This is a genomic window from Algoriphagus lutimaris, from assembly GCF_017051705.1.
Taxonomy (GTDB): Bacteria; Bacteroidota; Bacteroidia; order Cytophagales; family Cyclobacteriaceae; genus Algoriphagus; species Algoriphagus lutimaris.
Genome location: NZ_JAFIDJ010000001.1, coordinates 2,529,808 through 2,544,744 on the forward strand (window position 1 = coordinate 2,529,808; position 14,937 = coordinate 2,544,744).

The 14,937-nt window shown below is 40.9% G+C and carries 9 protein-coding genes and 1 pseudogene; 7 read left to right on the plus strand and 3 right to left on the minus strand.

Features of this window, described 5'->3' with window-relative positions; genetic code table 11:
• Positions 1-30: 30 nt before the first annotated feature.
• Positions 31-1,290, minus strand: a complete 1,260-nt coding sequence (locus JYB62_RS10395) for a prolyl oligopeptidase family serine peptidase (protein WP_205645302.1) — start codon at positions 1,288-1,290, stop codon at positions 31-33.
• Between the two features lie 498 nt (positions 1,291-1,788).
• On the opposite strand from JYB62_RS10395, the gene JYB62_RS10400 reads away from it, so the two are divergent.
• The 4 genes from JYB62_RS10400 to JYB62_RS10415 all read left to right on the plus strand — a co-directional run bounded on the left by JYB62_RS10400 (position 1,789) and on the right by JYB62_RS10415 (position 8,062).
• Positions 1,789-2,202, plus strand: coding sequence for a hypothetical protein (locus JYB62_RS10400; protein WP_205645303.1), 414 nt, complete (start codon positions 1,789-1,791; stop codon positions 2,200-2,202).
• A 153-nt stretch (positions 2,203-2,355) separates the two neighbouring features.
• On the plus strand, positions 2,356-3,444 hold the full coding sequence (locus JYB62_RS10405; RefSeq protein WP_205645304.1) for an efflux RND transporter periplasmic adaptor subunit: 1,089 nt from the start codon (positions 2,356-2,358) through the stop codon (positions 3,442-3,444).
• A gap of 24 nt (positions 3,445-3,468) precedes the next feature.
• On the plus strand, positions 3,469-6,636 hold the full coding sequence (locus JYB62_RS10410; RefSeq protein WP_205645305.1) for an efflux RND transporter permease subunit: 3,168 nt from the start codon (positions 3,469-3,471) through the stop codon (positions 6,634-6,636).
• Positions 6,629-8,062, plus strand: coding sequence for a TolC family protein (locus tag JYB62_RS10415; RefSeq protein WP_205645306.1), 1,434 nt, complete (start codon positions 6,629-6,631; stop codon positions 8,060-8,062). The genes JYB62_RS10410 and JYB62_RS10415 overlap by 8 nt, the downstream gene beginning before the upstream one ends.
• A gap of 114 nt (positions 8,063-8,176) precedes the next feature.
• Here the strand turns inward: JYB62_RS10415 and JYB62_RS10420 are convergent, their stop codons facing one another.
• On the minus strand, positions 8,177-8,872 hold the full coding sequence (locus JYB62_RS10420) for an ABC transporter ATP-binding protein (protein WP_205645307.1): 696 nt from the start codon (positions 8,870-8,872) through the stop codon (positions 8,177-8,179).
• Entirely contained in the window at positions 8,869-10,359 is a 1,491-nt protein-coding gene (locus JYB62_RS10425; RefSeq protein ID WP_205645308.1) for a DUF5687 family protein, read from the minus strand. Before JYB62_RS10425 ends, JYB62_RS10420 begins: the two co-directional genes overlap by 4 nt.
• A 92-nt stretch (positions 10,360-10,451) precedes the next feature.
• On the opposite strand from JYB62_RS10425, the gene JYB62_RS10430 reads away from it, so the two are divergent.
• From JYB62_RS10430 to JYB62_RS10440, 3 genes and pseudogenes are all read left to right on the plus strand, one after another.
• A complete protein-coding gene (locus JYB62_RS10430) occupies positions 10,452-11,180 on the plus strand; it encodes a nitroreductase family protein (RefSeq protein ID WP_205645309.1) in 729 nt (242 codons plus the stop codon).
• 436 nt (positions 11,181-11,616) lie between these two features.
• On the plus strand, positions 11,617-13,182 hold the full coding sequence (locus JYB62_RS10435; protein WP_205645310.1) for a T9SS type B sorting domain-containing protein: 1,566 nt from the start codon (positions 11,617-11,619) through the stop codon (positions 13,180-13,182).
• 63 nt (positions 13,183-13,245) lie between these two features.
• Positions 13,246-14,937: pseudogene (locus tag JYB62_RS10440) on the plus strand (hypothetical protein); the annotation flags it as partial.

A 14,937-nucleotide genomic window follows, 5' to 3' on the forward strand; every position in this document is an offset into this window, starting at 1 on the left:
AAATCCTTAACTTCTCTTACTTACTGATGGCTAATTTGATTGGGAAGAAAGCCACTGCATAATAGTCACTGGAACTCCATTTACTTTTACAGGGCTTCCGTCAAAATCAGTTTGACTCAAATTAGCATGTGAATAAATCCATGACCAGTGCCCCGGATAATGGTAATCCTCTCCTCCTAATAAGCCTGTGATATCTACCACATGTTCATAAAAAGTCAAGTGAACATCTTTTGCTCCAGCTTTGATTAGTTTATCATACACTGGTAATACAGTCTGATCCGCGACAGTGGTCGAATCATCTTTGGAGTGCACAAACCAGATCGGTACATTTTTGATACTTTTAGCTTGGTCATCTGATAAATAGGCCGCCCTGTAGGCCAAGGCACTTATATATCCTCCGGCAAAGTAATCAGGGTATTCCAAGATCAGTTTTAAACTCATATATCCTCCATTGCTACATCCCCCGACATAAATCCGATCTATATCTACATTGGGATTTTTTGCCACAAAATCATCAAATAAGGCCTTCAAAGCTTTAAAATAAATATCATCTACCTGACCACTAGTAGAACCATCTCCGCTATCCATCCATCGAGTAGGTGTTTGTGGTACTAACACGTAGGCTCCATCAAAATATTGTTGAATTTCGGGTGAGGCATAATTGGCGGCCCGATTCCCTAGCAAAGGAATCGTGGTATCTGTTCCTCCTTCTCCTCCACCATGTAACCAAATAATCAATGGAACCTTCTCTTGGTCCGTTTCCGGTGTAAATGAAGCATAGGTGAGTTCAACATTGGAATGAGTGAATTTACCATCCAAATCAAATTCATCGATCAAAGGCATGATCCGGTCACTTTCTTTATTCCAGATTTCCAAGGTCTCTGTATTGGTAATTAACAATTGATAGTCTACCCAGACGTTGCCATGACCACGCATGTATTGAAAGGGTGAACTCACACGAATTGTAGGAGCTACTGCCAGGTTCAGGGTCACATAATTTCCATCTTCCTGCCTGTTTCCTTGAGCATCCGAAGGATAAGCAGATAGTACTGTCCTTTCTCCTCCAGAAGGATTAATAGGACTTTCTGAAAGTTCAGAACTTCTTGTAGCATAAACCTGGTAAACTGATGGATCTACACTTAAATCAGTGCTGCCTTTGGACAAAATCACTTTGTTCACCGCCGGACCCCAGTCAAAGCCTTCCACGACAAGATTGTACGTATTTTGTGCCATCACCTGAAAGGAGGCTAGCACCATACAAAAAATTAGAAATAAGGGTTTATTGTTCACGATTTATTGGCATTTACAGAATCTTCAATTTAACAATCTATCCTATTCATTTACTGCTAATTATATAAACGTGATGATTTTTTTTATGGAATCACTATATAACGCTCATTTGTAAACCACTTTTTTTTAATCTTAAAAGTGGTTTACAAAATCAGCTAATTTGAGATAGGGATCATTCTTCTTTTTCATATTGGTAAAATGACTTGTTATAGATGAAGTAAAAACCTTTTCTAGCAAAGCAAAAACTACATTACTCGCCTCGTCAAATAAAAAAACAAAAATAATTGACCGAAATAATTTGAAGATTCTCAATAAAATATATAATTTTATAAAAAAATGTTAAGCATGGCACCAAACCAAAATAAAATTTGATTTAGTACCATTGATTCAAAAGCCTTTTAATTTTTGTATTGAATTGAGAGGAACAGTTGAGTCGTTAACAGGATTTAACTGAAGTTTTCTTGACTGAGAGAAAAACTTTTTTTATTTCGCACCCTGATGACAAAGTTGATTACAAGAATTGTACTTTCATTTTGCATCCTACTTTCAAGCGGGTATAGTCAACTATACGCCCATGAAATGGAGGAGGGTCATCAGTATGTTCAGGAAGAAAATTTTTCGGGGTTAGAAAATTCTCACATAGCCCAAAGCAACTCCGACCAAGTCCCAATCATTCAAACTCACGAGTCCGGTAAAATCAAGTTAGATCCTACTGAAATCGAGGAGGAAGATGACATCCTTTTTTCATTTAAAAAGTATGTAGAAAACAGCAATTACTTTATTGCTATTTTTTGCACCCTAATTCTCGGATTTTTATTCCGGTTTATTCAAAGACGCTTATTCCTTAGTAAGCATTTCTACCATATATCGTCCTATAGGGTGCACCTCATCAACCAGGTGTTTACTATATGATACTACTTTTTAAGTAGGCTATATAATCCATAGCTCTTCTTACCCTACCCTTCTTGTGTTGCTTCAATTTCCAAAATGAAGGACGCAATCCCGTGTATCAATTCTTTACACGTTTCTAAAATTCAAGAATAAATACCGTTTAACATCTATTTTATGAAATCGAGAATTATCATGCTCGCAGGCTTGTGTGCATTACTATTCCATACAGGCTGTAACTCTCACGGAGAGGAGCACCATGAAGCAGAAACCACCTTTCAGGTAACCAGTCCATTACCCATGGACACAACTATCACCAAGCAATATGTGTCTCAGGTCCATGCGATCCAGCACATTGAGCTTAGAGCCCTAGAAAGAGGCTACTTACAAAAAATCTATGTAGATGAAGGTCAGTTCGTTAAAAAAGGCACCTTGCTTTTCAAAATCATGCCGAATGTCTACGAGGCAGAGCTAGCAAGAGCAAAAGCAGAAGCTGAATTTGCGAGAATTGAATATGAAAACACCAAATCTTTGGCAGATAGAAATATTGTTGCACCCAATGAATTGGCCATGGCCAAAGCAAAAGTTGACAAAGCCAATGCCGAACGACTATTGGCAGAAACCCATTTACAGTTTACTGAAATCAGAGCTCCTTTTGACGGAATTATTGACAAGTTCCTGGTAAGGGAAGGTAGTCTGCTAGAAGAAGGAGAGTTATTGACCAACTTCTCTGACAACAGTAAAATGTGGATTTATTACAACGTGCCTGAAGCGGAATACCTAGATTATAAAGCTCAGGTCAAATCCAATGAAAAAGTGCAAGTGGCCTTCCAAATGGCCAATCACAAAATGTTTGAATACCCAGGAGTAGTGGAAACTATTGAAGCGGATTTCAACAATGAAACTGGTAACATCGCTTTTAGAGCGACTTTTCCGAATCCTGATGCTTTGTTAAGACATGGGGAAACTGGAAACATCCAAATGACAATCCCTCTCGAAAATACCTTATTAATCCCTCAAAAGGCAACCTTCGAAGTGTTGGATAAGAAGTATGTATTTGTCATTGATGAAGATCATGTAATCCACTCTAGAGAAATCGAAATCTCTGCAGAGTTACCACACATTTACGCAGTAGTAGGAGGATTAGAGCCTACAGATAAAATACTATTGGAAGGTCTTCGACTAGTAAAAGAAAACGAAGAAATCCAGTATGATTTTCTAGAGCCGAAATCAGTGATTTCGAGTCTGGATCTGTATGCCGAGTAATTCCAATCCTAAAACAACAAACTGATGTTTACAAAATTCATAAAAAGACCAGTTTTAGCGATTGTAATCTCCATTATCATTGTGTTTGTAGGTTCTCTGGCCATGAAGCAGATGCCTATTTCCCAGTTTCCGGAAATCGCTCCAACAACGGTAAGTATATTTATCGCCTATCCAGGTTCCAGTGCCGACGTGCTGGTAAAGTCCACGCTTATTACGCTTGAAAACTCCATCAACGGGGTACAAGGTATGCGATACATGGCCACAGATGCAACTAGTGCGGGTGAGGCAACCATTAACGTAATCTTCGAACCAGGCACCGACCCCAATCAGGCCGTCATACGAGTCAAGACCAGAGTGGATCAGGTTATGCCTCTCTTACCAGAATTGGTACAAAGAGAAGGTGTGATTATCACCCCTATCCAGCCAAGTATGTTGATGTACGTCAACCTTTTCTCGACGAGTGAAAGCATGGATGAAAAATTCTTGTACAACTATGCAAACGTGAATATGATTCCGGAAATCAACCGGATCAAAGGGGTAGCAAGGTCTCAAATTTTGGGCAGTAGAACTTATGCCATGCGGGTATGGTTAAATCCAGACCGTATGCGTGCCTACAACCTTTCTGTAGAAGATGTCATGGAAGCGATGCAAGAGCAAAGTATCGTAGGACGCCCCGGAAGAATCGGTCAAAGTTCCGGTATCGCAGCCCAGTCTCTTGAATATGTTTTGACCTACAAGGGTCGTTTCAATACCTCTGAACAATACGATAACATCATCATCCGGGCAAATCCTGATGGTGAAAGCATCAAACTCAAAGACATCGCTAGAACTGAGTTAGGAAGTGAATTCTTTGATATTTATTCCAACCTAGACGGTCATCCTTCCGCGGCTATTGTATTGAAGCAAAACTATGGTAGTAATGCTAGTGATGTAATCGCTGAAGTGAAAGCAAGACTGGAAGTCATGAAAGAATCCTTCCCTCCAGGAATGGATTATCAAATCAGTTATGACGTTTCTCAATTCCTAGATGCATCTATCGAACAGGTAGTTCATACATTACGCGACGCATTCATTCTCGTAGCCCTCGTTGTATTTATTTTCTTAGGGGATTGGAGGTCTACTTTAATTCCTATTCTAGCTGTACCGGTTTCGCTTGTTGGAGCTTTCTTTGTGATCCAATTCTTTGGTCTCTCGATCAATTTGGTCACTTTATTTGCACTGGTGTTGGCGATAGGAATTGTGGTCGATGATGCGATCGTAGTGGTGGAAGCTGTCCACGCCAAAATGGAGGATTTCCCACACCTGACTCCATACCAAGCGGTAAAAAGAGTATTGGGAGAAATCAGTGGAGCCATCATCGCCATTACAGCGGTTATGGTTTCAGTATTCCTTCCTATATCCTTCATGTCTGGTCCAGTAGGCACCTTCTATCGACAGTTCTCTATCACTATGGCTAGTTCCATTGTGATTTCAGCGGTCATAGCCTTGACCTTGACTCCTGTACTTTGCGCCATGTTGCTCAAAAATCACCATGGACATGAAAGAAAGCAGAACTTCCTGACCAAATCACTGGATAGCTTTAACAGCGTTTTCGATAAGCTGACAGGTAAATATGTTGGACTATTGAAATCCATGGTGAGTAGAAGGTGGTTAACCTTTGGAATCCTTCTACTATTCGGAGCTGGAATTTTCTTCGAAAACCAGATTCTTCCAGCAGGATTTATTCCTAGTGAAGACCAGGGAACCATCTATGCAATTATCCAGACACCTCCAGGAGCAACTTTGGAAAGAACCAATCAGGTTTCCCAAAAGCTTCAAAAGATTTGCGAGGAAATTGATGGAGTGGAATCTGTTTCTTCATTGGCAGGATACGAGATCATGACTGAGGGCCGTGGATCCAACGCTGGTACTTGTTTGATCAACTTGAAGCCTTGGGGTGAGCGTAAGCACACGGTGAAAGAAATCATGGAAGAACTAGAAGAAGAATCTAAGGGGCTTGGAGCAATTGTAGAGTTCTTCGAACCACCAGCAATTCCGGGTTTCGGTTCATCTGGCGGTTTCTCCATGAGATTATTGGATCAAACTACCAATACAGATTATCAGGAGTTTGATAAGATCAACAAAGACTTCATGGATCACCTTAGAGAACGTAAAGAGATCACTGGTCTATTTACTTTCTTCGCGGCCAACTATCCACAATATGAACTGGAGATAGACAATAATAAAGCCATGCAGAAAGGGGTATCCATTGGTAAGGCCATGGAGAACTTAAACATTCTGATTGGAAGTACCTATGAACAAGGTTTTATCCGATTTGGCCGATTCTTCAAAGTCTATGTGCAATCTGATCCAAGTTTCAGACGATTACCTTCTGATGTTCTGAATCTCTTTGTTAAAAATGAAGCGGGCGAAATGGTGCCTTATTCTGCCTTCATGACGATGAAGAAAACACAAGGTCCTAATGAGGTTACCCGTTTCAACATGTATAACTCTGCGGCAATCAGAGGTCTTCCGGCTCCAGGCTATACTACGGCTGATGCCATTCAAGCCATTCGTGAAGTGGCCACTGAAACATTACCGAGAGGATATGATATTGCATGGGAAGGCTTGTCTTATGATGAAGCTAGCAGAGGTAATGAAGCACTCTATGTATTTATCATCGTTTTGGTGTTCGTTTACTTCGTGTTAGCAGCACAATACGAAAGCTTTATCATTCCACTTGCGGTAGTCTTCTCTTTACCTGTCGGGGTTTTTGGATCCTTCTTCTTGCTGAAGATGATGGGACTTGACAATGATATTTATGCCCAGATTGGTTTGATCATGTTAGTGGGGCTGTTGGGTAAAAACGCGGTATTGATTGTGGAATTTGCTGTACAAAAGAGACAGGAAGGTGCGACCATCCTTGCGGCAGCAATAGAAGGTGCTAAGGTTCGATTTAGACCTATCCTCATGACTTCCTTTGCCTTTATTGCTGGATTGGTTCCATTGATACTAGCAACCGGAGCAGGTGCAATTGGAAACAGAACCATCGGTGCTTCTGCCATGGGAGGAATGCTATTCGGTACCATATTCGGGGTAATCATTGTCCCTGGCCTTTATTACATTTTCGGGTCTTTAGCAGATGGCCGTCATTTAATTAAGAATGAAGACGAAAGTCCATTATCCGAACAAACTCACCACAAACATGCTTAAAAAAATCCTTTATATAAGTCTTGGAGTAGCAAGCCTTTCCTTTGCGGTGACCTCTTGTAAGACTCCAGAATTGGCCGAAAAAGCCATAAATGATACAGTTCCAGAAAGCTTTAATGGCTCTCAGGACACCACGAATACCGCTACTTTGGATTGGAGAGAATATTTTTCCGATCCATACCTTCGAACACTGATTGATACGGCTCTGAGCAACAATCAGGAGTTGAATATTACCTTGCAAGAGATACAGATTGCTCAAAATGAAGTCCGTATCCGAAAGGGTGAAATTTTACCCTCTGTGAATATCGGAGTAGGTGCAGGTGTGGATAAAGTGGGTCGGTACACCAGTCAAGGCGCCAATGATGCCAATACTGAAATCAAACCTGGGGAAGAAATGCCAGATCCGTTGCAAGATTATGTGGTCGGTGCATTTGCTACCTGGGAAGTGGATATTTGGAAAAAGCTGAGAAATGCGAAAAAATCAGCCTTGACTCGATATCTAGGTAGTGTAGAGGGTAAAAATTTCATGGTTACCAACTTGATCGCTGAAATTGCCAATTCTTACTACGAACTACTGGCGTTGGATAATCAATTGGAGATTGTTCAACAGAACATCGAGATCCAAAACAATGCCTTGGAAATTGTCAAGTATCAGAAAAATGCTGCGAGAGTCACCGAACTCGCAGTAAAACGATTTGAAGCACAAGTGCTAGACACCAAAAGTCTTCAATACGAAATTCAGCAGCAAATTATAGAAACTGAAAATCGGATCAATTTCTTGGTAGGTAGATTCCCTCAAAGAGTGGAAAGAGATCACCGTATATTCACGGACTTAGTCCCTGAAATGGTTCATTCAGGGATTCCTTCCCAGTTATTACAAAACAGACCGGATATCAGACAAGCAGAGCTTGAATTGACAGCATCGAAGATTGACATTCAAGTGGCCAAAGCAGACTTCTATCCTAAATTGGAGATTTCTGCTGGATTAGGTTTTAATGCATTCAATCCCTCTTATTTATTCACTACTCCTCAATCCCTGATCTATTCGCTCGCGGGTGAGTTGGTAGCTCCATTGATCAATCGAAATGCGATCAAAGCCAGGTACCTCACTGCCAATGCCATGCAGATTCAGGCGATTTATAATTACGAGCAAACGATTTTGAATGCATACATCGAAGTAGCAAATCAGCTTTCCAACATTAACAACTTAGAAAAAACCTATGATTTGAAAACGCAACAAGTACTTGCATTGACTCAATCTGTAGATATTTCCAATGACCTGTTTAAATCAGCAAGAGCTGATTACATGGAAGTGTTATTGACACAGAGAGATGCCTTAGAATCAAGATTTGATCTGATAGAAACTAAAATGAAACAAATGCATGCCAAAGTGAATATATATCAAGCACTTGGTGGCGGTTGGCACTAGTTAAAGTTGAATAAAGGTTGAATTGCTATCCTTAATAGAGAGTATGGGATAGGCTTACAGAAAAGCCCCTCAGGATGTTCCTAAGGGGCTTTCTTTTAGGACATGTATTCTAAATCAACCTGTGAAATACGCTTTTAATTCAGACATCATCGCTGATTTATCCCTCAGATCATTGATGATTTTTCCCTTTTCCAACAAGACGATGCGATCGCAAATTTCCGTCACATGGTTCAAATCATGACTGGAAATCAGGAATGTCACTTGAGAGTTTTCCTTTTCCTGAAGCACCAATTTCTTTAATCGGATTTGCGAACTCGGGTCCAGGTTTTCAAAGGGTTCATCCAAAAACACATATTGAGGATTTCCCATCAAAGCAGCAGCTATTCCTACCTTCTTCAAATTTCCTTTGGACAAATCCCGGATGTATTTCTTTTTTCCAATGATTTCTTCATTAAACAGATCCGTGAATTTGGCTAAGTGGTTTTGGAGATCGACCTCCGACATTCCATAAATTTTTCTTAGCGTCTCAAAGTATTCATCTGGAGTTAGGTAGGCCATAAGCGTATGCTCATCTAAATAGGCACCTGTCAAACTTTTCCAAGCTTCACTTTTGCTCACATCCTCTTCGTCAATCGTCACATTTCCTGTAGTGGCCCGAACCAGGTCCAGCATGATCCTAAACAAGGTAGTTTTTCCGGCTCCATTATTACCTACCAATCCAAAGCATTCCGACTTAGGAATTTCTAAACTTGGAACATCCAGGACAACCGCTTCTTTATATTGTTTTTTAAGGTCTTTTACTTGAATCATAACTCTTGACGGAATGAAGATGAAATCTCGTATCTATTGGAAAGCACTCGATTAATATTGATTTGGGATAATTTTTTAAATGAAAGAATTCCAATGATTCCAATGGTAGCCAGGGCAGCTAGGCCTGCATATTCATTGACCCACAAAGCAAAAGGCAGATATACTGCGTATGGTGCTAACATCATAGGTATGACCATCAAAAACTGAGCAGCTCCCATTCCTTCGTAATTGAACATGGCTCCTTTATTTAAATCCATTGGTTTGGGTTTCCACAAGGCTAAATAGACAATTAAATGAATCAACACTCCTGCATTGAAAAGCCATGTAGCCAAATGGATCAGTAAAAACTTCCAACCAAAATACACATAGGGCACTGACAACAAGAAACTAAGGCAAGATACGGCGATGAGCAACAAATACTTGCCTCGGATCAGAGCCGCTATTCCATCCTCTTGATTGACGAAAAAATCAAAATTTCCCGAGTTCCAGCTTAAAAACAACTGTCCGTATTGAATCATAAATATCCCTGTGATAAATATTCCCACAAAAATAAAAATGAAGCTAAAGCCTCCGCCCTCTGTCTGATATTGGGGATTATCATAGAAAATCATTCCGTACAGCAAAAAGAAAGCACTGAGCATTAAAAATGTCCTACTCTTCTTATGACGAATAATTAATTTCCATTCAAGATTTGCCATCTCCCCTGCCAAGCCAAACCTTGAAAAGAAACCAAAGCTTTTATTGGCGAATTTAACTTCCTCCTCTTTGGATAAATCTTCTAGGTAAGCATTGTTTAGATAAAATTTATAGGCTATGTAATAGAGCCACACACATAAGATGGTAGTAATTAGCAATGGAACCACACTCGTAAGTGACCAAGTGAAAAATGGCGACACCATATCCCCAAGGTTAAACCACCCCATATAGGTGGAGCCTGCACCAAGTAATAAAACAGCGAAGACTATAAATACTCCTATCAGGCTATCTTCAAAACGCTGCTTAAACCAAAGCATAAACCAATGAAGCGACCAACTGATCATCAAGATATTACCGATCCAGAAAATTAAAGAAGCCATCCCCATAGTTGGCAAAATCACCTGAATCCCAAATGGCAGAAATAGTAATAAAGCGATCACACTGATAGGTGAAATAAATGATCTCACCAGTAGCATGTGTATAATCTTCCTTTTACCTATGGGCAAATGTAAGAGGCTTTCTAGTTCGATTACTGGGAGATTTTGCAGGAAATAACGATACATAAACTCCGTCAAAAAGAAAAAGATCAGCCCTGAACAAAGTACCTCTAATGGATCTTGTCCTTCTGCTAATACTCCAAGGATTCTTTGTAAGAAAATCCCTGCCATCAATATGTAACTGAGTAAGAGTAACGCCAGAAAAGCCAGAAATATGGTGATCAATAAACTCTTGGCAAAAGAGGTAGATCGAACACTCTTTAAGAATTGTAGCCTAATTAATTCAAAAATCATTTAAATGGTAGTTGGTAATTCTTTCTAAATTTGTTTCAAAATAATCAATCAACATAAATTTTTGTTGTTTGAATAAAAAATATAGTTAATTGATGGAATTACTTAAAGAGTTAGGTTTTTTTGAAACTGTAGAGGCAAGAAGGTCGGTGAGAATTTTTGATCAAGAAAGCCCATTCGATCACCAAATAGTCAAAAAATGCTTGGAAGCAGCTATCCTCTCTCCAAACAGCTCCAATCTACAACTCTATCAATTTATCCGTATCCCGGAATCCTCTTCCCTTAAAACTCCACTAGCCAACCTATGCATGCGCCAAAAGGCAGCAGTCACTGCCAGAGAGTTAGTCGTAGTGGTAACCCGCAGAGACTTATGGAAATCAAGAGCTGTGGCCAATTACAATTACATCAAAACCACGGTTCAAAACCAATCTGAAAAGAAACAAAAACAGGCATTGAGTTATTATGGAAACTTGATCCCCAAATTATATGCCCGCTACCCTGGCTGGACAATGATCAAAAAAATTATTGCTTGGTGGGTAGGTTTAAGGAGACCGATGGTCCGTGAAGTCAGCGAAACTGATGTACGAATCTCTGTTCATAAATCCGCTGCTTTGGCCTCCATGACTTTTATGCTGGGAATGAAAGCCTCCGGCTATGACACTTGCCCGATGGAAGGCTATGACTCCAAACGAGTATCGAATCTTCTAAACCTTCCCAAAGGATCCGAAATCTGCATGATTATCGGCTGCGGCAAAGGACTTCCAGAAGGAGTTTATGGGGAAAGATTTCGGGTTGAATCGGAACTACTGATTTCAGAGTGGTGATTAAAACACTACACGATCTAAGAGCATCACTCGCTCTACCGAAATCTCACCGAATCGGTCATTTGGTTAAATTATACCAAGCTTTACATAATTTTTTTTGTTTTTTTTTAAACCATTTTTTCTGTAATAGCTTTTATTTTTGCCGCTAGGTCAAGCAAAATTTTGCATTGGCTATTTGGTTTGAATTCAAAAAAAAGATTTTGAAATACAGTTTTATGTTCTTTTTTTGTCTAAACCCCAATTTATAATTAAAAAAAATAAGCTAAATCTCCCTTAATTTTAGCTTCATTTATTCATAAAATACAGATCAACAGATACTTATATTATTTGTAAAAGGGCTTTGTATTAAATCGGAAGGACTAATGGAATAATTTATGCCGAAGGTGAAAGATCCTAGCTTAAATTTTACCCATATAGAATTACAATTTTACCCAAAATGACTCGAAGCTTATTATATCAGTGTTTACCGGTTTTTGTAGGACTTTTGTGCTGCGGCCAAACTGTTTTTGCACAATTCGTCAATACGGGTAAACTATCCGTCAAGGAAGGAGCAATTATTTGGTCTGCTCTTCCATTTGAAAATCGTACTAATGCCTCATTTATAAACGATGGGACTGTAATATTCTTGTCTGATGTAGCCAATGAAGGAGAGTTTACTTTTAGCCAGTCCGAAGAAACCGGACTGCTTCGATTAGAAGGGCTTAGTGGCCAAAGTTTAACAGGCTCTTCACAGATCAACACTCGGAATCTATTATTAAGCAACAATTCCGACTTCATCCTTTCCAATGATCTGCAGGTATCTGGCTTAGCCGACTTTCAGGCAGGGGTAGTTAGGGCCTCTTCAGCTGACGATATTTTTGGTTTTGCAGTGGGTGCAAATTCTGAGAATTCCTCTGATGAAAGCTTTGTAGATGGAAAAGTTGGTGCGGCCATAGAGAGGGAGCTTCTTTTTCCTACAGGAGACGCAGCATTTCGTCGGATTCTTTTTGCTTCTCCAATTCCGGCGGGGAATAAATTGAATGTCACTGCTCGATATTTTTTAGAAGATCCAGGCAACCTTTATCCTAGAGATCAAACGGCCCTAAACGTTGTTTTAGTAGATGATGCTGAATATTGGGAACTAGAAAATCTTGAGGAAAGTAAACGCGACTTAAGCCTAACTCTCTCTTGGCGTGATGTAACCACTCCTCCTTTTATCCTAGGAGATCTCAACAAAATTGGGATTGTAAGATGGGACGAAACTGATTCTCAATGGGTCAGTGAAGGTGGAGAAATAGATTTACCAGGACAACTTGTAAGCTCGGCTGTCACGCTTAGTGGCACTTCTGTTTATACATTAGGGGTCCTCACTGGGTTTACTAATTTGGGGCTAACAAAAACCTCATTCGACCTTTCCATTTGGGAGGGCGATCAATTTGACTATCAAATCACCCTTCAAAACAATAGCCAAGTTGCGGCCACAGACGTGGTTCTGGTTGATAACCTTCCTAGAGAGCTTGAGTTTGTGAGCGTAGAAGGAGAATCGATTTTTGGCCTACTTGAGTTTGACGTAGAGGTCGTCGGCCAGTCTGTTATCATCCGTATCCCCGAGTTTATCGGCGGCGATGAGGCCACTTTTACACTGCGAGTAAGGGCAGCTGATCCAGGCCGAATCATCAATGTGGCTGAGGTAAGCTCTTTTGAACCAGATGAAGATCCTATTGACAACCTAGATACAGATGAAAATGAGGTGAAATCATTCTTCATTCCAAATGTCATCACACCAAATTCTGATGGATTCAATGATCAATTTGAAATAAAGGGACTCAAAAAATTTGTCTCTAACAAGCTTACTATTTTCTCGCGTTGGGGGGATAGCATCCTTGAAGAAGATAATTATTCGAACAACTGGGAAGCAGAAGGGCTTGTGGCAGGCACCTACTTCTACATCTTAGATGTAGTAGAAGAAGATGGAAGTACTCAGTCATTTAAGGGTTGGATCCAAGTAATTAAGAAAGATTAAACCACAAAAAGCCGTCTTCACGGTCAAAATCAACGCATTAAAAGTTTAGTAAATATAGAGGTTATGAAAAAGGTATTACTTGTAAGTTTCTTGGCGCTATTTGTCGGTGTAGCCCATGCGCAGGTAGGGATTGGGACAGAAAATCCCCATCCATCTACTATTCTGCATATTGAATCTTCCAATCTTGGGATTCTGATCCCAAGACTCTCACTTAATTCCCCAGAGGATGCGGCATTGCTTCCTGGAGGACCTGTGGATGGCCTTTTGGTTTTCAACATCACTCAAAGTGAAACTATTGAGCCCGGCTTCTATTTCTGGCGAGATGGGAGTTGGAATCGAGTATTGGATTCAGATAACCTCGACAATATCGAAGATCAACTTGCCGTAGTAGACGCAGAACTGGAGGATATCCGTATGAAGATGCAAGGGAGCCTAGTTTTGAATGAAGATGGTACGATAGGTTATTTTGATGAAAATGGCGATTTCATTGCCTTAGACCTCGAAGAAATTGTACAAAACTTACAAACCATTACCACACTTACCGACAATGGGAATGGCACTTTTACTTACACCTCTGAAGACGGTACCGCAGTTACCTTTAATGCAAATAATGACCTTCTAGACAACGGAAACGGGACTTTTACATTTACCAATGCCGCAGGAATTAGTCTAAACTTTGATGCCAGGCGTACTCAAATTGTAGATAATGGAAATGGAACCTTTACCATAAATGATGATTTTGGGAATAGTGCCATAGTTGACGGATCAGTGACGAATGAACTTCAAAATTTATCTATTGTCGGTGACCAGCTTTCCATTTCCGATGGAAATACTGTGACTCTCCCTACTTCCACGGGGCCTCAAGGTCCAAAGGGTGACCAAGGAGATGTAGGACCTCAAGGACCTGTTGGAACCCCAGGTGCTGATGGCGACTCCGCATATGAAGTAGCAGCAGCTAATGGGTTTGTAGGAACTGAAACCGAATGGCTCGCATCTCTTGAAGGAACAGATGGAGCGGACGGTGCAGACGGCGCTGATGGCGACTCCGCATATGAAGTCGCAGTAGCCAATGGGTTTGTAGGAACTGAAACCGAATGGCTCGCATCTCTTGAAGGTGCTGATGGAGCCAATGGATTAGATGGTGCTGATGGTGCAGACGGTGCTGATGGCGACTCCGCATATGAAGTAGCAGTAGCTAATGGGTTTGTAGGAACTGAAGCCGAATGGCTCGCATCTCTTGAAGGTGCTGATGGAGCCAATGGATTAGATGGTGCAGACGGTGCTGATGGCGACTCCGCATATGAAGTCGCGGTAGCCAATGGATTTGTAGGAACTGAAGCCGAATGGCTCGCATCTCTTGAAGGTGCTGATGGAGCCAATGGATTAGATGGTGCCCCAGGTGCAGACGGTGCTGATGGCGACTCCGCATATGAAGTCGCAGTAGCTAATGGGTTTGTAGGAACTGAAGCCGAATGGCTCGCATCTCTTGAAGGAACAGATGGAGCGGACGGTGCAGACGGTGCAGACGGTGCTGATGGCGACTCCGCATATGAAGTCGCGGTAGCCAATGGATTTGTAGGAACTGAAGCAGAATGGCTCGCATCTCTTGAAGGTGCTGATGGAGCCAATGGATTAGATGGTGCCCCAGGTGCAGACGGTGCTGATGGCGACTCCGCATATGAAGTCGCAGTAGCTAATGGGTTTGTAGGAACTGAAGCCGAATGGCTCGCATCTCTTGAAGGAACAGATGGAGCT

Coding starts and splice junctions, on each gene's coding strand:
- JYB62_RS10430 (WP_205645309.1), top strand. CDS start 10,452: ATGGAATTACTTAAAGAGTTAGGTTTTTTTGAAACTGTAGAGGCAAGA.
- JYB62_RS10420 (WP_205645307.1), bottom strand. CDS start 8,872: ATGATTCAAGTAAAAGACCTTAAAAAACAATATAAAGAAGCGGTTGTC.
- JYB62_RS10415 (WP_205645306.1), top strand. CDS start 6,629: ATGCTTAAAAAAATCCTTTATATAAGTCTTGGAGTAGCAAGCCTTTCC.
- JYB62_RS10405 (WP_205645304.1), top strand. CDS start 2,356: ATGAAATCGAGAATTATCATGCTCGCAGGCTTGTGTGCATTACTATTC.
- JYB62_RS10435 (WP_205645310.1), top strand. CDS start 11,617: ATGACTCGAAGCTTATTATATCAGTGTTTACCGGTTTTTGTAGGACTT.
- JYB62_RS10425 (WP_205645308.1), bottom strand. CDS start 10,359: ATGATTTTTGAATTAATTAGGCTACAATTCTTAAAGAGTGTTCGATCT.
- JYB62_RS10400 (WP_205645303.1), top strand. CDS start 1,789: ATGACAAAGTTGATTACAAGAATTGTACTTTCATTTTGCATCCTACTT.
- JYB62_RS10410 (WP_205645305.1), top strand. CDS start 3,469: ATGTTTACAAAATTCATAAAAAGACCAGTTTTAGCGATTGTAATCTCC.